20 protein-coding genes are annotated in these 22,421 nt (G+C 46.3%); 8 read left to right on the plus strand and 12 right to left on the minus strand.

What is annotated here, in order from left to right; translation table 11 throughout:
* Positions 1–155 precede the first annotated feature (155 nt).
* Positions 156–602, plus strand: a complete 447-nt coding sequence (locus tag ACP2WE_RS21295) for a BLUF domain-containing protein (protein WP_425217541.1) — start codon at positions 156–158, stop codon at positions 600–602.
* A 96-nt stretch (positions 603–698) separates the two neighbouring features.
* Here the strand turns inward: ACP2WE_RS21295 and ACP2WE_RS21300 are convergent, their stop codons facing one another.
* The 3 genes from ACP2WE_RS21300 to ACP2WE_RS21310 form a co-directional block, all read right to left on the minus strand.
* Positions 699–1,550 (minus strand): COP23 domain-containing protein, encoded by an 852-nt coding sequence (locus ACP2WE_RS21300; protein ID WP_425217542.1) that lies wholly within the window; start codon positions 1,548–1,550, stop codon positions 699–701.
* A gap of 164 nt (positions 1,551–1,714) precedes the next feature.
* Complete coding sequence (locus ACP2WE_RS21305) at positions 1,715–2,068, minus strand: HesB/IscA family protein (RefSeq protein WP_425217543.1); 354 nt, start codon at positions 2,066–2,068, stop codon at positions 1,715–1,717.
* 68 nt (positions 2,069–2,136) lie between these two features.
* The gene (locus ACP2WE_RS21310) at positions 2,137–2,349 is read right to left on the minus strand and encodes a hypothetical protein (protein ID WP_425217544.1); all 213 of its coding nucleotides are present in this window, start codon (positions 2,347–2,349) and stop codon (positions 2,137–2,139) included.
* A gap of 67 nt (positions 2,350–2,416) precedes the next feature.
* Between ACP2WE_RS21310 and ACP2WE_RS21315 the strand changes: the two genes are divergently transcribed.
* Both ACP2WE_RS21315 and ACP2WE_RS21320 read left to right on the plus strand, forming a co-directional pair.
* Positions 2,417–3,589, plus strand: a complete 1,173-nt coding sequence (locus ACP2WE_RS21315) for an LL-diaminopimelate aminotransferase (protein ID WP_425217545.1) — start codon at positions 2,417–2,419, stop codon at positions 3,587–3,589.
* Positions 3,590–3,684: 95 nt separating this feature from the next.
* Positions 3,685–4,242, plus strand: coding sequence for a Uma2 family endonuclease (locus tag ACP2WE_RS21320; protein ID WP_425217546.1), 558 nt, complete (start codon positions 3,685–3,687; stop codon positions 4,240–4,242).
* Between the two features lie 261 nt (positions 4,243–4,503).
* On the opposite strand, the gene ACP2WE_RS21325 is transcribed toward ACP2WE_RS21320, so the two are convergent.
* Positions 4,504–5,598, minus strand: coding sequence for a S66 peptidase family protein (locus ACP2WE_RS21325; RefSeq protein WP_425217547.1), 1,095 nt, complete (start codon positions 5,596–5,598; stop codon positions 4,504–4,506).
* A 128-nt stretch (positions 5,599–5,726) separates the two neighbouring features.
* Between ACP2WE_RS21325 and ACP2WE_RS21330 the strand changes: the two genes are divergently transcribed.
* The 3 genes from ACP2WE_RS21330 to ACP2WE_RS21340 are packed head-to-tail and all read left to right on the plus strand — an operon-like array spanning position 5,727 to position 8,602.
* Positions 5,727–6,515 (plus strand): leucine-rich repeat domain-containing protein, encoded by a 789-nt coding sequence (locus ACP2WE_RS21330; protein WP_425217548.1) that lies wholly within the window; start codon positions 5,727–5,729, stop codon positions 6,513–6,515.
* Positions 6,516–6,567: 52 nt separating this feature from the next.
* Positions 6,568–8,178, plus strand: coding sequence for a Ycf46 family AAA ATPase (locus ACP2WE_RS21335; protein WP_425217549.1), 1,611 nt, complete (start codon positions 6,568–6,570; stop codon positions 8,176–8,178).
* 49 nt (positions 8,179–8,227) lie between these two features.
* Positions 8,228–8,602 (plus strand): DUF1257 domain-containing protein, encoded by a 375-nt coding sequence (locus ACP2WE_RS21340; RefSeq protein WP_425217550.1) that lies wholly within the window; start codon positions 8,228–8,230, stop codon positions 8,600–8,602.
* Between the two features lie 61 nt (positions 8,603–8,663).
* Here the strand turns inward: ACP2WE_RS21340 and dprA are convergent, their stop codons facing one another.
* From dprA to ACP2WE_RS21355, 3 genes are all read right to left on the minus strand, one after another.
* Positions 8,664–9,755: a DNA-processing protein DprA gene (gene dprA / locus ACP2WE_RS21345; protein ID WP_425217551.1), complete on the minus strand. Its 1,092-nt coding sequence runs from the start codon at positions 9,753–9,755 to the stop codon at positions 8,664–8,666.
* The gene (locus ACP2WE_RS21350) at positions 9,755–10,309 is read right to left on the minus strand and encodes an adenylate kinase family protein (protein ID WP_425217552.1); all 555 of its coding nucleotides are present in this window, start codon (positions 10,307–10,309) and stop codon (positions 9,755–9,757) included. The genes dprA and ACP2WE_RS21350 overlap by 1 nt, the downstream gene beginning before the upstream one ends.
* A 72-nt stretch (positions 10,310–10,381) precedes the next feature.
* Complete coding sequence (locus tag ACP2WE_RS21355) at positions 10,382–11,254, minus strand: NAD(P)-dependent oxidoreductase (RefSeq protein ID WP_425217553.1); 873 nt, start codon at positions 11,252–11,254, stop codon at positions 10,382–10,384.
* A 98-nt stretch (positions 11,255–11,352) separates the two neighbouring features.
* On the opposite strand from ACP2WE_RS21355, the gene menH reads away from it, so the two are divergent.
* Positions 11,353–12,186: a 2-succinyl-6-hydroxy-2,4-cyclohexadiene-1-carboxylate synthase gene (menH, locus tag ACP2WE_RS21360; RefSeq protein ID WP_425217554.1), complete on the plus strand. Its 834-nt coding sequence runs from the start codon at positions 11,353–11,355 to the stop codon at positions 12,184–12,186.
* A gap of 143 nt (positions 12,187–12,329) precedes the next feature.
* Positions 12,330–12,671 carry a hypothetical protein gene (locus ACP2WE_RS21365; protein WP_425217555.1) on the plus strand — a complete coding sequence of 114 codons (342 nt, stop codon included), beginning with the start codon at positions 12,330–12,332 and terminating at the stop codon, positions 12,669–12,671.
* 3 nt (positions 12,672–12,674) lie between these two features.
* On the opposite strand, the gene ACP2WE_RS21370 is transcribed toward ACP2WE_RS21365, so the two are convergent.
* The 5 genes from ACP2WE_RS21370 to ACP2WE_RS21390 all read right to left on the minus strand — a co-directional run bounded on the left by ACP2WE_RS21370 (position 12,675) and on the right by ACP2WE_RS21390 (position 22,373).
* Positions 12,675–14,120, minus strand: coding sequence for a TldD/PmbA family protein (locus tag ACP2WE_RS21370; protein WP_425217556.1), 1,446 nt, complete (start codon positions 14,118–14,120; stop codon positions 12,675–12,677).
* Between the two features lie 193 nt (positions 14,121–14,313).
* Positions 14,314–15,081: a DUF928 domain-containing protein gene (locus tag ACP2WE_RS21375; RefSeq protein WP_425217557.1), complete on the minus strand. Its 768-nt coding sequence runs from the start codon at positions 15,079–15,081 to the stop codon at positions 14,314–14,316.
* A 59-nt stretch (positions 15,082–15,140) separates the two neighbouring features.
* On the minus strand, positions 15,141–17,786 hold the full coding sequence (locus ACP2WE_RS21380; protein ID WP_425217558.1) for a CHAT domain-containing protein: 2,646 nt from the start codon (positions 17,784–17,786) through the stop codon (positions 15,141–15,143).
* A 43-nt stretch (positions 17,787–17,829) separates the two neighbouring features.
* On the minus strand, positions 17,830–18,411 hold the full coding sequence (locus ACP2WE_RS21385) for a Uma2 family endonuclease (RefSeq protein WP_425217559.1): 582 nt from the start codon (positions 18,409–18,411) through the stop codon (positions 17,830–17,832).
* A 47-nt stretch (positions 18,412–18,458) separates the two neighbouring features.
* Positions 18,459–22,373, minus strand: a complete 3,915-nt coding sequence (locus ACP2WE_RS21390) for a two-partner secretion domain-containing protein (protein WP_425217560.1) — start codon at positions 22,371–22,373, stop codon at positions 18,459–18,461.
* Positions 22,374–22,421: the final 48 nt, after the last annotated feature.

Genomic DNA, 22,421 nt, shown 5'->3' on the forward strand with positions numbered 1-22,421 from the left:
AATAAGCCTTCTGGTTAACAACGTCGATCATACTGCACAAGCATAATTCGCATATATTACCTAAGGCTTACGTAGTTACCCCTCTAAAATTCTAAAATTTGGGGCGCAAGGTCATTTATCGTATAAAGGTTAAAGCAAAAGTAAGATCGAAAACTATGGCACTACATCGATTAATTTATGTTAGCCAAGCCGCAACAGGTTTAGGTTATCCTGACCTTGTCAATATTCTTGAAAAATCTGAGCGCAATAACCTGCCCGTTGGGATCACGGGCATGCTGTGCTTTGGGGACTCCATGTTTTTGCAGGTTCTAGAAGGGAATCGTCGCGTTGTCAGCCAGACCTACAATCGCATCATTGGCGATAAGCGCCATACTAACGCCGAGTTGATTGATTTTTCAGAAATCGAGCAGAGATCTTTTGGGTCTTGGTCGATGAAAGTTGTGGAACTTGGGACTCTACCCGAAGTACGGAATATTATTCTCAAGTATTCTAGTACCGACAAATTTTCGCCAATTTCGATGAACCCGCAGCAAAGCCTTCGGTTTCTGGTTGATATTACCGAGCTATTTAATCGGGGAACCATTTTAGGGGTAAAGCCATAGGCTACCCCTCTAAATACCTAACCGAGATTACGAATCAGCTTAGCCCCAAAAACTAAATCTTTGGGATCGAAGCTAGATTCACAACCAGCTAGTCGATTAACGCAGAAAATTACCTCGGTTAAACCGACGACCGTTGGAAGGCGAAACATTACCTACCAAGGCTGACCCCGTACCACCGTCACTAGGATCGAGGAAAGGCTTGAGATAGATGCCATCCCGATAGCTTGTGGGTGCGGGATAGCTAGGCGTGCTACTAGAACCGCGATTGGTTGATAGCACAGTGCTCAAGACATTGCTAATCGAGGATAAATCGATCTCACCAGAATGAACCGCTCTTCTGCCGCGATTGCCACCAACATAGGTATTAACTGCTGTAGTGCTTTGACCTGTATCGGCAGTGCTAAGGTTTGCAAATACGCGATCGCGTGTAGATATCGGATCTTGTCCCACTGGGACTGTGAGTACAATGCGACAGGCACTATTCTTTTCGGTGGTGGCGCAAATGACGTTATAGCCATTTTCTGTACTGGTGCGCATTTCCACCAAACCATCAGGACGATAGGACTCTAGACGACGGCTAATTTCGGCACATCGACGTTCTGGCGACCAACCATCACCCATTGCCGCAGGTGCTGCCCATGCATAAAACTTTCCTGGTTGGCTCTTAGGTTGATACATCACCACATACTGTCCGCCATTGTTTTGACAGTAAAATCTCTGATCTAGGGTGCCTGAGTTGGCTGCCGTTTGGCTAGATGGCTGTGTCGTGCTGGGTGAAGTGCTAGGTGAAGAAGTGCTAGCAGGATCCGTTTCGACAGGGATAAACTGCGCGAGTGCGGGACTTGCTACGGTCGCGATCGCAAGGGGTACTGCAAGACTCATCAACGGGATCAGCCTGAGTATCGATTTGCTAAGTTTTTGGCTAGTTTTTTCGATGAGCTTGTTCATGGCAGTTCTTTACATGCAATGGATGACTTAATGTCAAAGACTTCATGTCTACAATTTAAGTTCCCGTTAGGTTGCTCGAGCAGAGGGGATTTTTTCAAGGAGGGGTAGGCACACTTCGGCTGCGTTTAGTGCAAGCAGAGCACTACCCCTAGGAAATATTCACCCTAGCTACAAGCTACAGGAGCGCCAATTTCTTTGGGTGTTGCAAAGGAAGTCCCACAACTGCAAGACTTGCTAGCATTGGGGTTACGGAACCGAAACCCTCCGCCCATGAGATCTTCGGTGTAGTCAAGTTCCATTCCTTGCAACTGAGGCAGATTGGCTTGGCTAATCACAATTTTGACGCCATTACAGTCATACTCAGTATCTTCGGGTTGTAACTGCTCGGCAAAGTCCATCACGTAGGACAGACCAGAGCAACCGCCCTGCTTAATTCCTACGCGCAAGGGTGAAGTTGTACCGCGTTGGTTTTGCAAATTGCGGACACGGCTAATGGCAGAATCTGTAAGCGTAATCATAAAATCCCTTATCCTCAAAAAATAATTATCTAGACATGCGATCGCAATTTTGAATTGTTTAAGGAAAATTAATCCTCTAATAAGACGAGGGCTATACTAGCAAGAGCCACATTGCTATAGCCAACTACTTTTGCGGCTTTATAAAATGGCTTGGTCAAAAAGCAGCGATTGACTCCTAGTAGCCTAACACCCGTATCAAGCAGTAATCCTGTCTTAAAGTGGAAATCTCTATGTAGCCTCACTGCTTTTGCTAAGCCCGAACTTTTGCTACAACATGCCATAAAGTTTTTCCTCGATTTCATTAACTTCTTTCTCTATATTACTTGTTATTTTAAGTTCAGGATATTTATGCAGTTTGCCGATCGCCTTAAGCCCTTGGGATCTAACGTATTTGCCGATATGGACACCGCCAAAAATCTGGCACGTCAAAATGGTAAGCAAGTGATCGATCTGTCTTTGGGATCCTCGGATCTGCCCACCTCGCCCCTGATTTTAGACGCGATCGCACTTGCCCTCAACGATCCCAGCACGCATGGTTACTCGTTGTTTACGAATACGCAGGATTTTCGGGTAGCGATCGCCGCTTGGATGCAGCGAAAATTTGGTATCACCGTCGATCCTGAAACTGAGGTATTGCCCTTAATTGGTTCGCAGGAAGGTACAGCCCATTTGCCTTTGGCTATCTTAAATCCAGGAGATTTTGCCCTATTGCAAGATCCTGGTTATCCTTCGCATTATGGCGGCGTCCATATGGCAAGCGGTCAAGTCTATGGAATGCCGCTACGCGCCGAACGTGGCTTTTTACCTATACTTGAGGAAATTCCCGAAGCCGTGCTGGCTCAAGCCAAGATGATGGTGTTGAGCTATCCTCACAACCCCACCACAGCGATTGCATCCTTAGAATTTTTTCAATCGGCGGTGCGATTTTGCCAAACCCATAATTTGGTGCTCGCGCATGACTTTCCCTATGTCGATGTTGTGTTTGATGGTTCAGCGCAGCCTTCAATTTTGCAAGCCGATCGCGATCGCGCAGTGTCAATTGAATTCTTTACCTTCTCTAAGTCCTACAACATGGGTGGCTTTCGCGTTGGGTTTGCCGTGGGAAATCAACACCTAATCAAAGCCCTGCGTCAAATTAAAGCAGTAGTGGATTTCAATCAATATCAAGGCATCATACGCGGCGCGATCGCGGCATTATCGGAGCCTCCCACTGAAATTGAGCAAAACGTCGAGATTTTTCGGCAACGCCGCGATGCCGCGATCGCTGCCTTGGCAGCGATCGGCTGGCAGATGCCTACGCCCACTGCCACGATGTACCTATGGGCGAAGTTGCCAGAAGCTTGGGCAACAGACTCGGTCAAGTTCTGTACGGAGTTAGTCCAAGCTACAGGTATTGCCCTCGCCCCCGGTGCGGGTTTTGGCAAGCATGGCGAAGGTTACGTCCGCTTTGCCTTGGTTCACCCTCCAGAAGTTTTGCGAGATGCCATTCAAAAAATTGGTGAATTTTTCAAGAATTCTTAACACTAGATTTCCCTTTGCAAAGAAGCGATCGCGTGCCGTTCAAAAAACAAATCTTTGCGTGTTATGTTAAATGCAATATGGAGCGAAGGTGAAATATGGTAATCACATCCGCAAAACCTACAAGCTTAGAAACGTTTCTCAATCTGCCTGAGACCAAGCCTGCTTCCGAATTTCTCAACGGACAAATCAACCAAAAGCCGATGTCCCAAGGAGAACATAGCCTATTGCAAGGAACGCTTTGCCAAACGATTAACAAAGCTACACAACCCAACAAGCTTGCGATCGCTTTCCCAGAGCTACGCTGTACTTTTGGGGGAGCTTCTATTGTTCCCGATCTATCTATATTTCGTTGGGATAGAATTCCCCGTAATGAATCAGGAAGGATTTCTAACCGCTTCGAGATTTATCCTGACTGGGCGATCGAAATTCTCTCTCCAGAACAAAGACAAAATAAGGTTTTAGCGAACTTGTTGCACTGTGCCGAACATGGTACAAAGTTGGGCTGGCTGCTCGATCCTGAAGATGAGAATATTTTGGTTGTGTTTGGCGATCGCCACGTCCAAATTTTTCAAGGATCTAGTCAACTGCCAATACTGCCAGACCTAGAATTGGAACTAACAGTCGAACAGATTTTTAGCTGGCTTTGTTTTTAAGAGTGTGTTTGAGAAGTTCTTCCCCCCCTCTAACTCCCCCTTGCAAAGGGGAAGAATTTAAGTTTCCCCCCTACCCTGCGGGAAGTCGCTTCGCGGTTAATGCAAGGGGGGTACGAAGTTAGTGCGTTTGAGGCTCTTCAAATGACCAAAAAACTGAGAAATCAGTGTTAACCTGCATTTGATGAAATTCGTGATGCGATCGCATCCTCGATTGGGTTTGGGCTTCTGGTTGACATCTGGCAGATGGTAACGTTGACCATATTAGATCGCAGCACTCTCATCAACGACCAGAGTTTTGGCTGTGGCATCGAGCGTTGCGATCGCCCCAATCGGTAAAACTGCATTCTCAGTCACATGCCCGAACATCAGGTTATAGAGCGTTGGTTTCCCTAGGTCGCCAAAGCGATCGCGGAGGACATTCTCTAAACTGATCGTTTGCCAAAAGGAAGGTTGATAGTCTTTAGGAACGCAGTCTTTAAAATGCCCCAAGGCAATCCCTGCTGCCTGCTGAAACTTTCCTGCCAACCATAGCTGCGTCAACATGCGATCGATGCGATAGGGTTCCTCCCCAATATCTTCAAGAAAAAAGATTTTCCCCCTCGTATCAGGCTCATAGGGCGTCCCTAACAGATTTGTCACCAAGGTTAAATTGCCACCCACCAGTTGCCCTGTCGCTCGCCCCCCTGCGATCGTAATCAGACGATTCTCTCTTTGAACTTCTCGACCTTGATACTTGGGTGGCTTAGCAATTTCCCCAATCCGCTGGTTGGACATGATCGCACGTCGAAAATGCTCGATCGCATAGTCCCCCACCCCCGTCAGCCCCGAAGACCCATGAAACGTAATCAACCCCGTTTGGCGATGAATGCCCAAAAGCAAGGCAGTAATATCGCTATGTCCGACAATCACCTTAGGATTTTGCCGAATCAGGTCGTAATCTAAAAAGGGCAGCAATCGACTACAGCCATACCCACCCGAAAAAGTCACAATGCCCCGAATATCTGGGCGGCGAAACATCTCATTGATATCGCTGGCTCGGTCTCGATCTTGCCCTGCCAAATAACCGTTCTGGGCAGCAATATGGGGTGCGAGTTCCACCTTGAAACCATATTGCTCCATGGTCTCCTTGGCAATTTGAATCTCCTCTGGCTCGTAGGCATTGCTAGCAGGGGCGACCATCCCGACCCGATCGCCCGATCGCAGCATGGGTGGTTTAATAGGTATAGGTGTATCGCGATCGGGCGTAGCTGCTTGGGTACTTTGCAAGCCTTCTTGCCATGCCCCAATACCCCCTGCTGTCGCGATCGCGATAGAAATATGGTTTAAAAAACGTCGCCTTGTCAAATCCTGTTGCATTATTGGCAAATTGAGCGAATATACTTAAAAAGAAGTGAAATTTCTAGCATGAAATTTTGATTCAAGCTTACCAAATCTCCATGTGTAAGTCCTAACCCATACAAGTAAATCCTTACCTAGAAGCCCCTATGAACGAGCGAGAACTTTTACAAGTGATTGAAAAGGCTGCAAATGAGATGGAGATCTCTCTGTATCTTAATGATAATCAGATTAAAGCATTACCGCCTGAAATTGGGAAAGTTCACGGACTAACATGGTTGTATCTTAGTGAAAATGAACTTTCTGACCTACCCGACGAAATTGGGCTGCTGGAAAAGCTGATGTGGTTGCACTTGAGTGAAAATCGCTTAACCAAATTGCCGATCGCCTTGACCCAAATTGCCTGTCTTACCGTACTCATGTTGGGAGCCAATCAAATCACATCGATCCCCTCTGCAATTGGCAATTTCAAGAAGCTGACGCGACTCGATCTTAATGAAAATCTCCTGAAATCCTTACCCCCTGAAATCGGTAAATTAGAGAGGTTGAAATGGTTCGATCTTTGTGACAATCAACTCACTGCAATCCCCTCCGAAATTGGCAACCTCAGGAAATTAGTAGAATTAGATTTAAGAAACAATCAACTTACTTCATTGCCATCAGAAATTGGGAATCTCACAGGTCTAACCGAACTCTATTTGGGGGACAATCAGCTTACTTCATTGCCATCAGAAATTGGCAATCTTACAAGTTTAACGGAATTAGATTTAGCAAACAATCAACTGACAGCACTTCCGCCTGAAATTGGTAAGCTCACCAGTTTAACTAGATTGGAAATTGGCGGAAATCCCTTGACCAATGTGCCTGTGGAAATTCGCGATCGGGGTGTAAAAGCAATCCTCAAGCACCTTCAGTCGCAACTCGTCGAGAATCATTGAATTCGCTTGGCATTGAGGTAGAGTTCGATTTAGCACTCAACAGTCCGAATCTATGCGTCCAACAGATATTCATACGAAATTGATCGACCAAATCGATCTGGCGATTCGGGCTAAATTTCCCTTACTGTATATTGTGGCAGCGGAAGAGGAGCCAATCGAAGAAGTTTTACAACAGGTTGCCTTACAAGCTACGCCAAAACGCAAACTCCTCTACTGGGATATCGTGCGAGGTTGGAGCGATAATGGTGCTGATAAGGGTTCGATCATGGCAGCCCTAATGCGCGTGGGTAGACTAGACAACCCTGGTGCAAAAGATCAAGACAATGCAATCTTTGTCCTACGCGATCTTCATGCCATTCTCGGCAATCCCGGTCACGAGCGAAATCTTCCTGTGATTAGAGAGTTAAAAAATCTGGCACGCGATTTAAAAAGCGATCGCCGCATGCTCATTCTCACCAGCTATACCCTAGAGATTCCACCAGAGTTAATGGAAGAAGTTACGGTAATTGACTTCCCATTACCGACGATCAAAGAGATTGCTACATTAATCAAGCAAAAGGTCGCACCCGATAAGTTAAAAATTTCAGGGCTAGCATGGGAACAGATGGTCAAAGCCTGTCAAGGGCTGAGTCGCATTAGGGTACAGCGGGTTTTGGCAAAAGCGATCGCGGCAAAAGAGCAGGTTGACGAATCAGATATCGATGCGATCCTGGCAGAAAAGCAGCAGGCAATCCGTCAGACAGGCATTTTAGAATTTTTTACGGGTTCGGAATCGCTCAAAAATGTGGGGGGATTAGAGAACCTCAAGCAATGGGTGAGAATTCGACGCGATGCCTTTACGGAAGAGGCAAAGAACTATGGCATTCCCACGCCCAAGGGGGTTTTGTTAGTGGGAATTCAAGGGACGGGTAAGTCACTTTCTGCCAAAACAATTGCAAACGAATGGCGACTGCCACTGCTGCGACTGGATGCGGGACGGCTGTTTGGTGGGATTGTCGGTGAAAGCGAAAGTCGCGTGCGTCAGATGATTCACCTCTCGGAAGCCAGTGCCCCCTGTGTGCTGTGGATCGATGAAATCGACAAGGCTTTTGGCAATCTCGCCAGTGGCGCTGATGGGGATTCGGGCACAAGTCGGCGAGTATTTGGTTCGCTGATCACTTGGATGCAAGAAAAAACTGCTCCCGTGTTTATGGTCGCAACTGCGAACAACGTCCAGATTTTACCTGCGGAACTCCTGCGTAAAGGTAGATTTGATGAAATCTTCTTTTTGAATTTACCAACAGAAGTAGAGCGGCGGGAAATTTTTAAAGTCCACCTGCAAAAGTTGCGTCCTAGCAAAATGAGAGACTTCGATCTAACAATTTTGGCACGTCAATCTCGGAATTTCAGCGGGGCTGAAATCGAACAGGTGATTATTGATGGCATTCATCGTGCCTTTGGGCGCGGCAGTACGGGCAAGCGCGAAGATTTTACTACGGAGGATATTTTGCGGGCGATCGAAGAGACGGTTCCACTGGCAGCGATCGCCCGCGATCAGATCGAGGCACTGAAATACTGGGCAGCCGAAGCAGGCGCAAGAACGGCTTCTAACGATGCTGGGCTTTTGGAGGAATTGCGAAGATTTGCTACTGAGAGGGGCATCGATCCAACCGATCCAGTATAGAAATTGAAAATCAAGGGTAAAATTAAAATAGTTAATGGAGCCTACTGCCATGTCCCACTTCACAACCATCAAAGTCCAAATTAAAGACGGTCAGATTTTGCAACAAACCTTGCAAGAGTTGGGCTTTCCTGTCGAAAAAGATACAATGGTGCGAGGCTATGCAGGCGGTAAAACCCATGCAGAGTATGTAGTTCGTCAAATTAATGGCTACGATCTGGGTTTTCGTCTTCAAGGAGATAGCTATGAGTTGGTTGCCGATTTTTGGGGTGCAAATATTAACGCTGAGTCCTTTGTAAATGTCGTAAGCCAGAGATATGCCCACAAATCTTTGCTGGCGACAGTTCAAGCACAAGGCTTTACCATTGAGGAGCAATCAACGCTTGCAGATGGCACGGTGCGTGTAGTTGTAGGACGCTGGTCTTAAAGACATGCAAATTATCAGTATTGGTGAGAAGTTTGATGCCTATGGTGTCAATAAACAGATCTTAAGTTAAGCGTTGATAGCGCATACCTGGAACCTGAGCGATCGCACCCAAGAGTTCCATTTGCAATAATGCGCCAGATACTTCTCCTGACGGTAGATTTACCTGTTCGATAATGCGATCGAAACTCACAGCTTCATCAAAGCCGATCGCTTCCAAAATCTTTTGTTGCGTTGGATCTAATAGAGCCAGTTGAACGGGTTCAATACCAGAATCTAACTGGGGTAACATGCCCAAAGCTGCTAAAAGCTCATCAATGCCGAGAATAATCTGTGCTCCTTTATCGATCAAGTTCAGGCATCCCTTGGCTTGCTCTACATCGAGAGAACCAGGCAGTGCGAAGACCTCGCGATTATAGTCATTGGCTTGATGCGCCGTAATTAATGCACCCGATCGCTCTGGGGCTTCGATCACAATCGTGGCGCGACACAGTCCAGCAATGATGCGATTGCGCTTTGGGAAATGCGCGCGATCGGGCGGCGTCCCTTGAGGATACTCGCTTAAGACCAAACCTGTCTCAAGAATTTTTTGATAAAGCGATTGGTTTCGAGGTGGATAGACCCGATCTACACCCGTACCTACGACAGCGATCGTCTGCCCTTGGACGCCTAGGCATCCCAGATGGGCCTCTGCATCCACCCCATCAGCCAGTCCAGAAACAACTGTAAAACCCCGTTCGGCAAGAGCTTGAGCGATCTTTTTCGTCCAACGTCTTCCATAGCCTGTGGGAGAACGAGTTCCGACGATTCCCACGGTATAGCGTTCTGACCAAGACTTTAAATTACCGCGATAGTACAAAATGGGGGGTGGGTCGGGAATTTCCCAGAGTAGTTTGGGATATTCTGGATCGGCGGGCGTCCAAAAGTCAGGGTTTTTGCTTAGGTATTCTGTTAGCAATTGTTGGGGGTCGAGGCTGAGGCGATCGCGCTGAATCGCTTCACAGACCTGTTTCCCTAAGCCTTCGATCTCCGCTAGTTCCTCAATCGGGGCTTTCCATGCTGCCTCTAAGGAGCCGAAACCCAAATAGATGCGCTTCAGTAAAACTGAACCAATTCCGTAAATGGTTGACCAGGCTAACCAGTATGCTCGTTCCATTAACCTGCTAACTTTTGCTGGATTTTTGCTGTGATACTAGCTGGCTCTAAACTGCCATCGATCGTCACCAATTTCTTTTTGTGTTCGTAATAGTCCAAAATCGGTGTGGTTCGCTCTTGAAATAGTTGCAGACGTTTATGAATTAATTCGGGAGTGTCATCGTAATCGCCTCTAGCCAGCGATCGCTGCATCAGGATGTCTTCAGAGACTTTCAAGTAAATGGCAAGATCGAGAGGCTGATTTAGTTCTTCTAATAAAAAATCGAGTTCCTCTGCCTGAAAAGCCGTGCGAGGATATCCTTCAATTGCCCAACAACGCTCAAAATTGGGATGAGTAAGGATTGTCCTCAGTAAACTAATCATCAACTCATCGGGTACTAGCTCTCCAGATTCGACATAGCGACGGACTTCATCACCTAACTCCAAACCAAACTCGATCGCGCTCCGCAGCATCTCACCGGAGGAGATCGCAGGCATCTTTAAAATTTCAGAAAGCTGATGTGCTTGTGTGGTCTTGCCTGAACCCGCTGCACCTAAAAAAATTAATCTAGTCATGTTAGGACTTTGTATCCGTACTATCAGGATTTGTATCTACATTTCACCTTATCTTGTTTATCTTTGCATAATTTATCCTTTTAAGGTAGTGGGATTCACCGCCGCGAAAAGGGCAGAATAATCAGCGTCTGCCAAACCGAGGGCGATCGCTTGTTCTAAGATCTGACGAACGCCATCAAGGCTCTGACTCTGTAAGCCGAGGGTTTCCGCTTCCGACAGAAATAGCTTGGTATCTTTTAGCAAATGCTTGGTGGGAAAGTTGGGGTTGTCGTAGTTCCCTTCGAGCATTCGCGACAGCTTTTTATCGAATGTGGGGGCATAGAGCGCACTCGTTCGCAAAATTTGCATGAAGGCTTCTGTATCTACACCATAACGTTCGACTAAGCCTAAACTCAGGGAAAAAGCGGTTGTTAGCGAAGCAATCAGTTGATTGAGCGCGAGTTTCAATGCGGCTGCCATACCAACCGTTCCAATGTAGCGAGGCTCAGAACCAAGATGCTGTAATAGCCCCTGCCATTGTTGAAATTGTTGGGGCGTAGAACCAACCATCACGATTAGATTTCCCGCCTTTGCTTCGGGGATACTTCCCAATACGGGGGCTTCCAGATACTCTGCTGAGGCAGCAAGGATGCGATCGCTGATATCTCGACTTTGCGTCGGAGAAATCGTACTCATGGAAATCACGGTGCGACCTGCAAGTTGAGCTTGACTAGCCTCAGAGAGCAGGACTTCAGAAATTGCGATCGCGTCTGAAAGCATGAGAATAATGCAGTCGGAAGTTCGGATTAATTCTACGGGAGAATTTGCGATCGCTGCCCCTGCCTTTGCTAGAGATTCTACTTTCGATGGTGTACGATTGTAGACTGTAACAGCTAAATTTGCTGCTAGCAACCTTTGAGCCATGGGCTCACCCATCAGTCCAGTTCCCAAAAATCCAATTTTCACAACGATCTAAGTTTGAGGGTTGACATGTCATCTGACCTACCTAAATTAACACCTCTTACCGTTTTTACCAATAGTTCAGATAGCACTAACGAATCACTATGGAACGATCGCTCGAAGTCACCAATTATACTTTCCATTATTATTCGGTAGGAAATTCGAGTCATCCAGCAATTTTGTTTTTGCATGGATTTATGGGCGATCGCTACGAGTTTAAGGAAGTAATCGCCAGCTTATGCGATCGCTTCTATTGCCTAGCGATCGATCTGCCGGGACATGGAGAAACCCAGGTCACTGGTGGCGATCGGAATTTTGCAATGATGCACACTGCAAATGGAATCGTTCAGCTTTTAGAAGCGTTAAATATTAGGCAATGCTTTTTGGTGGGCTATTCTATGGGAGGGCGTTTGGCTCTCTACCTCACACTTTACTTTCCACAATATTTTCGTAAAGTTGTTTTAGAATCAGCCTCTCCTGGGCTCAAAACGGAGGTGGAGAGAATCGAGCGTTTGCAAAGCGATCGGAAGTTGGCAAGGGAATTGGAAACTGGCGATCTGTTCTCCTTTTTAGTCAGATGGTACAACCAACCGCTATTTGCCTCCACGAAAGCACATCCAGATTTTGAACGAATGCTGGCAAAGCGATTGCAAAACTCCCCAACCAATTTAGCAAAATCTCTGTACAGTCTCAGTACTGGGCAGCAGCCATCTCTATGGGAAAAGTTACAAGAAAATAGCGTTCCATTGCTTTTGTTAGCGGGTGGATTAGATCGGAAATTTGTGTCATTAAATACTGAAATGACATGTGTGTCTGGCAATAAACGCCCTAACAAGAATTCGATGCAGTTGGAAATTATTCCTAACTGCGGTCATAATATTCATTTTGAGAACTCAGACATATTTGCACAACGAGTTGCTGGTTTCCTATTGAGTTAGGATTGCTATGCTAAGATCTCGATTATGAATCACTATTCACTCTTCGTTAAGTATTAATGTCGATTGTTACTTGGATTATACTAGGCATTTCTTCTAGTATTGTTTTTCTCTTTCTTCTTCCAATTTTAAGTGGTTGGGGACGAATGCTTAAAAAGTATCGAACCACTCAAGATCCTTCCTCAAACATTTCTCGGATGAATCATGGAAGAATTGGTTGGGTTAGCTTTAAAGGTACGCTTAATATTGGCACGAGTCCACAGGGGCTGTACCTCAGTAAGTTCTTTCCTTTTAGCCCGTTCTTACCTCCTTTGTTAATTCCTTGGTCAGAAGTGATTCGCGTCAAGAAAAAGGATGGGTTCCTGGGGAATTTCTATTATTTGAGCATCAACACAAAACCAATAACGGTTATGCGCCTGCCACAAACTCCTTTAGCCTCGGTTTCCACTTTACTTGAGGCTAAAGTAGGAAACGACTTCACAAACTAAGTGTCAACTTGCTCCACCAAAGACCTCAATATTCTCGAACAGACAAACAGGCGAAGCATGACCTACCCGAATTACTTGGTTGGGTTCGCCCTTACCGCAAAAAGGAGAGCCATAGGCTTCCATCGTAGTGCGATCGCCGATTTGTTTCAAACTCCGCCAAAACTGATTGGTAATGCCCCGATAGTTAGGGTTGCGAAGCGTCTTGGTTAGTTTCCCTTCTTCGATCGCCTGTGCGTACTCGCAACCAAATTGAAATTTATTGCGATAGTCATCGATCGACCAAGAACGATTGGACTGCATATAAACTCCATGCTCCACATTGCCAATGATGTCGTTTAAACTACTGGGAGCTTCACTGGGTTCGAGGTTGAGATTTGCCATGCGATCGATCGCAGGACGATTCCAAGAGCAGGCTCTAGCACTGGCAACTCCTGGAATTTGCGATCGCACTTGGCTTTCGTAACTGCCTAAGCCCCTTAACAACATGCCATCTTTAATTAGATATTCTCTTGTCGCGGTCATGCCGACATCATCAAATCCATAGCTGGCAAACTCTCCTTTCACAGTCGGGTCAAAGGTAATATTCATGATCTCTGAACCATAGACGAGATTGCCAAAGTCAGAGAGCTTCACAAAACTGCTACCTGCATAATTGCGTTCGTCACCCAAAATGCGATCGATTTCGAGGGGATGACCGACGCTCTCATGAATCTGCAACAGCATTTGGTCGGGTGCGAGCAGGAGGTTGGTGGTTGTGGTTGGGCATTCCTCTGCAGACAATAGCTCCTCTGCCTGCTCGCCAATTTGTCTAGCCCGATTTAAAACTTCGGTTCTTTCAAATACTTCCATTCCTGCTTGATTGCAACGGGCTAGCTGCCCATTATCACCCCGACTTTGAATGACATTGCCCTCTTGAGCCGTCGCCCCATAGTCCGTACTCACCAAGAGAAACTTTTGATAAATATCTGAACCATTGGTGCTTGCCAGTTTGATTTCAGTTTCGGTGACAACCGTATAGGCACTGGTTTTGACAATCTTATCTGAGGTATGTAGGGTATCGCAGATTTCGATCAGTAATTCGTTGATTTCCTTGGCTGAAAGCAGATCGGAAGGCTTCACGAAAGGTGAAAAATATTGTCCAGTCGCTTTGGGTCTTTGCGCCTCGGTAAACGTATAGACAGCCCACTTTGAGGCAGCGATCGCCTGTTGATAAGCACGCTCAGCCGCCAGTTGAATATTTGCCAGATCGAGATGATTGGTGCTGGCATAGCCAAACTGCCCGTTTGCTAAGACTTCCACCATCACGCCATGGGTATGACTTTTGCTGTTAGATTGCGGTTTGCTGTCCCTTACATAGCGAGTGGTACTAGTTTCTGTTACTTCTCTCAGCCCGATCCAGGTTGCAGGTAAACGAATGCTATCTAGTGCTGCTTTTAAATCAAATTGCATGGTGCTTTCCTTACATGACTGATGTCTAATATAGCAAGCCTAGCTTGTTCCTCAACATATGGCTGTAATCTACCAACCTAAATCCCGCATCAAGAGTATTTGCAGAAAATTCAGGATTTGAGTTACACCCATAGCCTAGGTTTTTAAAATTGTATCGACATTTACTGGGTTTAGCCCGCATTATCTATGCCGATCAGTTTTTGAGAGGAGCATTTGCTAGAGATTCCAAACCAGAAGCTTTGAGCAAGTTTTGCCAGGTAGCTTGTAGTTCAGCACTACCGGGTTGAGCGAGACGCAATTTTGCTAAATCAGTCAGTGCTTCGTGCCAAATCCCAAACTTCCTATAAAGAGATACGCGATCGTTTGCTGAAGCTTTATCCAATTGTGCCATCAAAGCTGTATTGGGTTGGATGCGACGAACAATGCCTTCGGAGAAGGTATCCTCAGGGTCGCCAGTCTCGCAGACAACTGATACCAACCACTTGTAGTCTTTACCAAGTTCTAAGGATGTTGTGGTAGGTAGTTGAAAACTGACGATACTTGGGGAACTTATAAGATTTACCCGTTGCTGATAAATCCCTCGCCCCTGATGATTTTCAAGCGTAAACTCTACTGCGATCGCTGAGGTTTTCGGTACATATACAAAAAATGTCGGGTTGGACAAGACCGTAATCCCAAACCTGCTATGACTAGGCAGTAAGGGAATCAGTCTTTGTTCTAAAGACTCACTCGGTTTAGGGGTAACATCTGTAGGTTGAATATCGCGATCTTTAGGGCATTTCCCATCGCTATCGAGTCTGCGCCTTCCACCACCGAGAGTTACAGTCGGGGCAGGCTGGTCATCAGGAGGTTCAAAGTTCTGAGCATTAGCATCTGCTGAAAAGATAGAGAACGCAATGGGTTGTAAGGATGTCGCGATCGCAAAGAGTGCAAGGTGTCGATGGATTTTTTTATAAAACATAGGAATTTCTCGGTTTAGATGTTACTTTCGATGATAAATGACTAGATTGAGGATTTTGGCTACAACCAGTTCCCAACTAAAACGAAAGGAGACCAGTAAAAGGGGTGTGTAAATGCTGGCTGTTTAAGAAGACTCATTTGGGCGGTGCGTAAAGCATCCGCTTTTGTGGTTCCGGGTTTTGACAGTTCTTGATAAAAGACTTCCATAAATGTAGCTGTAGCGCTGTCCTCCACTGACCAGAGAGTGGCGATCGTGCTCCTCGCTCCCGAACGGACTGCTATCCCCGCCAGCCCTAAGGTGGCGCGACTATCACCCTTAGCAGTTTTGCAAGCACTGAGTACCAATAACTCAATGGGAATCCGAATCTCTTGCTCTCGATTTTGCAACAGTTCTCCCAATTGTCGGACACTGAGACGGTTATTCCAAGTCAAAACAAAGGTTTTTTCGATATCAGAACTAAACTCTCCGTGAGTTGCCAAATGCACAACCCGAAAGGGAATCTTACTGATTTGCTTTTGAATGGCTTCGCTAATGAAAGCCTCATTTAAAAGAGATTGCGTTGACACCGTAGATGCGATTTGTTGCATTTCTCTTTCGACATTTGGTAATGCATTGAAATTTTGCGTTTCTTTACTCACCCCCCCAACAAAAACCTCTAGCTGCTGGCGTTTGAGGGGACGGGGATCGAGGAGTTGCAGTCCAGGGGTGAGGGCAAGATTGTATCTCTCTATCAAATATTGGTGACCATCATAGAGAACAGCCATGGGCAAGTTTCTCAAAGAACCATCGAGCACAAATGCCAAGGTTTTAATTTTATTGGCTGTTAGAGTCGCTTCTATCTCTTTCCCAATCAAGATATCGTAAAGCTTTTGAGAGAATCTTTGAGTTTCGGACTCAAGGGCAGTACGGCGTAGAGAGCTTCGCACTTTACTCATAAGGCTTTCTAGTTCGTCCTGAGAAATTTTTGTCGAGCTGTGATGCAAAGAACGATCTGGCAGGGAAACCACAACTTCTAGACTGTTAGGCAAAACAATCGGATAAATCACGGCGGCTTGGCGATCGACTTCATCAATCTGGGTAGAGCGACCCGTCAGGCAAGCTTCCTTAAAGAAATTATCCAATTCTGCCAGTTGTAACGATTCGATCGCTTTACGAGCAGCTTTGAGATTTTCCTGACTGACGGGTTTACCATTCTCAGGAGTTAAGAGTAGAGCGACAAGCTGTCGATAGACAGGTTCAACACTATCGCGGAATGAAAACTGAATATCCGCATTGCTAGATACGAGATCGGTGCGAATGGAAGCAAGGGTATTCACAGCTTCGCCATAGGCAGCGATCGCTTTGGGATTTTCGCCCTTCGATTTCAAGAGGCGTCCGAGTTGCCACTGCCAGCGATAGGCGATGTCTGATGCATTATTGGTTTGGGCAAGGATCAGCGCTTTTTCAGTCAGGTTCTGTGCTTCTGAGATTTGCTGGGTTTGTTCGTAGAGTTCGCCCAGATAGCCGATCGCGTAGGACTCCGCGCGAGGGTCACCCATGTCTTTTGCCTGTTGTGCGGCAGTGGCAAGGAGTTGGGCAGCGACTTCACGATCGCTCGTTCCTAAGCTTATCTCAGGATTTCTCTCAGAATTGAGTTTCATAAGACTCTGGGCAAAATTTACCCTTGCATAGACAGAAGCACGGCTAGGTGGGAGATTGGGAAGTTGCGATCGAATGTCTGAGAATAAAATTCGGGCTAGCTCGGTCTGTTTCGTTTCCACCTGAAGCCGCAATTGGTTTAACTGTGCCTGCACTTTTTGGATGGGAGAGGTGGCGTTGTTGGCTGCTTCTTGATAATAACCAATTGCGGCGGTGGGTTGTTGCTGGCTGGAGGAAGTATTACCCAAACTCAGAAGTGCGTCAGTCATGATGGGAATATCGTTAAGTTTCCGCGACAATGCGAGGCTTTCTTTTAGTGTGGTTTCGGCTTCTTTGAGATCGCCGATCAGGCGCAGAGTATCCCCTAAATTCAGCAGGCTAGAAGCTTTGAGTGACGAGTCGGGGCGTTGATTGAGGTCTGCTTGCACTTGTTTGAGGGTTTCTTTGGCACGCGGATATAAGCCGAGCGATCGCAATGCCTGACTCTGATTAATCCGACTGCGAATAGCTCCGTCTTTGTCCCCTGCTTGCTCGTAGGTTGCTGTTGCTTGTTGCCAAGTTGTGAGGGCAGCTTGGGCTTTGCCTTGAGAGAGTTGGATGTTTCCTTGAATGTTGAGTGCCTGTGCCAGTAATTTGGTCTGTTGTGAATCGGATTTTAGAATTTCTAAACTTTTGGAAATCAAGCGATCGGCTTCTTTCCACTGTCCGAGTTGCTGATGGGCGAGGGCAAGGTTGTCTAATACCACAGCTTGATTGAGGCGATCGCCTTGTTTAGTATAGATGTCAGAGGCTTGCTGCCAGACTGCGATCGCATTAGCATACTGTCCAGCTTGATAGTGTTGCTTGCCTGTCTGGACGAGCGTTGAAGGGTTGGTGCTGGTAGATTGGGTCAGAACGGAATCCACTGAGGCGCTTTGGGGACGGTGGGCGGGATTGTTGGCGATACTAGGTTGAGAATTCCATCCTAAGAGCAGGGCTAGTAATGTCGTACAGGCTCCGACACTGACGTGGCGTAGAAATCTACTGGTTTTAGGTTTTAGCTTTAAGATGGAATTCCAAAAGAACATGGCTTCTCTCTAAATAATTTCTAAATAATATATGGACTAATCTTCACGACGACCAGATGTTTTCTAAGTTCAGCACGAAGCCTACGAGAACGTCTTCTCCTGACAAACTGACTGGAACTTCGAGGATCTCGACGGGTTTGTCTAGACGATAAATCGCAACGCGCTTGCTTTTAGGATCGATCAGCCAACCCAGACGACAACCGTTATCTTGGTACTCTTGCATTTTTGCCATGCCTTTGAGCCACGAGTCCGTGGGGGATAATAGCTCGATCGCAAAGTCTGGACATAGTGGCAGAAATCCTTTACGCTGCTCTGGGGTGAGGGCATTCCACTTTGCGATCGGAATCCATGCCGCATCGGGGGAGCGATCGGAGCCATTGGGAAGCGAAAACCCTGTGGATGAGCCGAATGTTATTCCAGCAGCACTTTGACGATTCCACAAACCTAAGTCGTAATTAATTTCAGAATTCCAAGCGCTAGTTTCCCCACCTGAAAGAGTCATGAGTACAAGTTCGTTATTGGCATTGCGTTCTAGCTTGAGTTCGGGGTTTGCCGCACAGAGTTTGTAAAACTGCTCTCTAGTCAGTTTCACAATGGGTTCGAGGTCGATCGTGTAAGCAGTCATAGGTTTTGCTCCGAAAAGCCGCTTTAATGTATTTTAGGTCATATTCGTTATTGTGGACAAGAAAGTTGGGGGATGGCAGGGCTAAGGGGGTTAGAAGCTGCCACTAAATGCAGAACGCCTTGGCTGTCTCGCACGAGGGTATTTGCTTCGACGATGCGTTTGGGAACCTGTTGAGTGACTTCCTGCTTCTGTTCTGTTGCAGAGATGGAGTTTGTGCTACTGGGTACGAGGTCGGCTAGTTCTACTAAAGGGTGAATGCTGGAAAGCTCGTCGGTGGGGCTCTTGGGTAAGCCGCCTCTGCCAGATATGGTAAAGCGATTGTCTCGATTGGCTAATTTGCCGCCAATGGCACAGCTTTGACTGACTTGTTTGGAAGGGTCGGCAAGGTTAACGGGGAGGTTTGTCAGTCCGCGACTGGGGTCGAGTCCGGGTGTGGTAATGCTGACTGTTCCATTTAAACCAAATTGAGAACTGGCAGTAATGTCGCTGAAACTAGTCAAGAGAGGGCGAAACTCCAGTCCGTAAATGCCGTTGGTGGTGATATTGACGTTACCGCCATTCCCTTTAAACGCATTGGCAAAGATATCGCTGTTTTCGCCTTTGACACCGATGATGAAACCTGCATTGATGTTGATATTGCCACCGTTGCCACCTGCGAGGGCTGTGCCTGCGGTGGTGCTGATCTGGCTACCGTTGCGTAAGAGTAAGTATGCGGGGATGTTGAGGGTGATGTTGCCACCATTGCTACTGGCGGTTTCTGCGGTAATGGAGGAGCCATTGAGAAGGATGAGGCGATCGGCAAAGATGAAAATGTTGCCACCGATGCCAGAACCGAGACTGCCTACGGAGATTTTCGCGCCATCTTGCAGGGTTACAAGCTGCGGATCGACAAAGATATTGCCACCATTGCCAGATGAGCCAAAGGCGGTATCGGAAAATAGTCCTGTACCTGTGCCCGTCAGTGAGAAATTATTGGCAACTCTCACTTCGATATTCCCAGCAAGACCACTGCTAAGCGTAGTCGTTTGAATACTGGCTCCTCCTAAGAGCGTGAGGTCATTGGCAGTAACATTAATATTTCCTGCATTTCCACTACTCTTCGTTTGAGCAAATAGTCCGCTATTCGCGCCTGTTATTGTTATCCCGCGATTTGCCATAACGCTAATGTTGCCAGCAGATCCCGTGCTGCTAGTGCTGGAGTTAACAAAACTACGGTCGAAAAAGATCGATCCCTGACTGATAATCGTTACATTCCCTGCTGGATTGCTTCCTTTGGTATCACTTTGAATAGAACTATTATTGAATGTTAGGTTGCCAATCCCCGAAATACTTACAGCACCAGACGATCCCAGTTTATTAGGGATGGGAAGAATTACTGGTGCCGAGGGAGCTAGCGGATCTGGGATCTCCAAAAAATTGCTAGTAATAATGTTCGTGTTCAAGATAGATACATCACCCGTTCCAGTTATTTGAACCGTTCCAGCCCCTGTAGAGGAAGATAGCGTAGAAATTGATAGATTTGCGATGCTGTTTTTAGCTTCTATGAAGATATTCCCAGCGTTACCAGCAATACCAAGCTGAGCAACAGAAAAAGATGAAATGGATTTATTGGGACTAGCAATAATATCTCCCTGCCTAGCAGACAATGAAATAATCCCACCGTTCCTTGTAGTAGCATTATCTTGCGAAAAAGAAAATGAGAACACATTTCCATTTATAAAGATATTGCCTAGATCGGATTTGAGGGAAATATTGCCCCCATCCCCAGCATTCGGGTTCCCTTGAGCTGAATTTGCGTACGAGTAGGAGTAAAGATCTCCAGTAGAGATGTTACCAACATTGGTAGTCAAAGAGAGCGCTCCTCCATTATTTGCATTGGAATAGATAGCATAGGATGATGCATCTAAACTCTCCGTAGAGATATTGCCAATATTCGCAGTCAAGGTGATTGTGCCTCCATTCCCTCCAGTGCCATAGCCTGATGACTCAAATCTTCCTGTAGAAATATCGCCAATATTCGTAGCCAAAGTGATTGTGCCTCCAATACTTGCATTAACTCCTTGAGACATTGACCGAATATCATTCGTAGAAATATTTCCTACATTAGTTCTCAAGGAAATCGCTCCCCCATTTCCCGCAATACCATTATCAGATCGCGACCATGAGATTAGCTTAGCCGTAGAGATGTTACCTGTATTGGTCGTTAAAGAGATCGTCCCCCCATTACCTGAATTGCCTCCAGTGGTATATGAGTATGCGATCGAGTACGCTTGTATAAAATCTGTAGAGATATTACCTGTATTGGTAATTAAGGAAATCGCCCCTCCATTTCCTGTAGTGCCTCCAGAGATAGTTTGCGAGTATGAATTCAAAAGTCCTTGTGTGAAGATATTTCCAGTAAATGAGGAGAGCATAATATCTCCTCCATTGCCTGCACTACCATTACTAGTCGATGAGGACGAGTCTATGGCACTAAACCCATTTGTAGAAATATTGCCAAACGAAGACAGGGTAATATTCCCTCCATTACCTGCATTGCCATTGACTGTGGACGAAGATGCTATCAAAGCACCTGTTGTGATATTTCCCACAGTAGAAGAAATAGAAATATCCCCCCCATCACCTGCATTACCATTAATTATGGATGAGGAGGTTTGGATACTGCCAACCGTCACACTCGCCCCTGAGATGCTTACATTTCTTTCTGAAGCACGAATGAGATCGAATGGACTCATTGAAAACGAACCAATATTATCCCCATCAGAATCAGCTATAAAGGTTATTGAACCTAAACTCGAAGTCAGTGTGTTTCCATCTAGTGTTCCAATAACGATCTCATTAGTAGCATCGATAGTTACATTGGCACTACTCAATTGAGTTTCTAGTGATGCCTGAGTGAGTGTTGTCCCGAGAGTTGAACCATTGGAAATAATCACATTTGTCGGATCGAGTAGCAGCGTTCCTAATTTCCCATTTGCTGCACGTAAATCTACCCTGCCATCAAAGATTAGATTTTGCTTTCCCGATATTTCCACAAATCCACCATCTCCCTTAAAACTTGGATTGGTTAGATTTACTCCCTTTGCCGTTACTGTGCCGTAAAACTCCGTTAGTTTGTCTGCCCAAATAATAATTCGTCCGCCATTCCCATTTTGGAGCGCATCTGCGCTAATCGTAACACCTCGATCCACATGGGTTTCGCTAGCATTGGGTACTGTTCCCTTGCCTTGATAGTCGCCACCTATCAAGACAGTCCCCCCGCCGTTCGCACCCGACACGTCAATGAGTGCATTATTCAAGAGACTGACATGGCTACCTAATACTTGTACCGTTCCACCGGGAGCAGTTAACACCCCCGTACTCGATATAGATCCCCCCTGCAAAGTAATTCCTTGTCCTTCGCGTACGATCAAACTACTTGCATTTGATAGCGTAGATCGCGAATCTGTCTGTCCGTACTGCAACCCCGGCGTAATGCTCATCGTTAATAACGGTGGTGCTTGCGGATTTTTAGCACTAAACTCGCTACCATCGGAAAACTTAAAACTACTTGCCGTACTGCCCGTAAACGAACCACCAATTTCTAACTTCGCATTTTGCCCAAACGTAATGCCATTTGGGTTGAGCAGATATAAATTCGCATTCCCATTCGCCCTGAGTGTCCCATCAATATCCGAAGCAGAGCTACCCGTCACCCGCGTCAAAATATTCTGAACCTGTGACGCATTGTTAAAATAAGCCGTGTTATTGGTCGGAACTGAGAAATCTTGAAAACTGTGATAGAGATTAACGCCCCTCGTCGTTCCACCATTAATCGCATGGACTTGACCATTTGTAGTCACTGCAGAGTTGACAGGCAACGTCGCGTCTGGAACGATCTGAGCCGCAGCAGAAAGAGCAACCGTGAAATAGGTTAAGAAAAAAGCACTCGTCAGACATACATTGTGAAAGACGGGTTTCATACTTTCATTTCCGAGCAAAAGTTTCGTTCTATTTTCCCATAACCCAAG

It is taken from the genome of Tumidithrix helvetica PCC 7403 (assembly GCF_965232925.1).
In the GTDB taxonomy this organism is placed as follows: Bacteria; Cyanobacteriota; Cyanobacteriia; order Pseudanabaenales; family Pseudanabaenaceae; genus Tumidithrix; species Tumidithrix helvetica.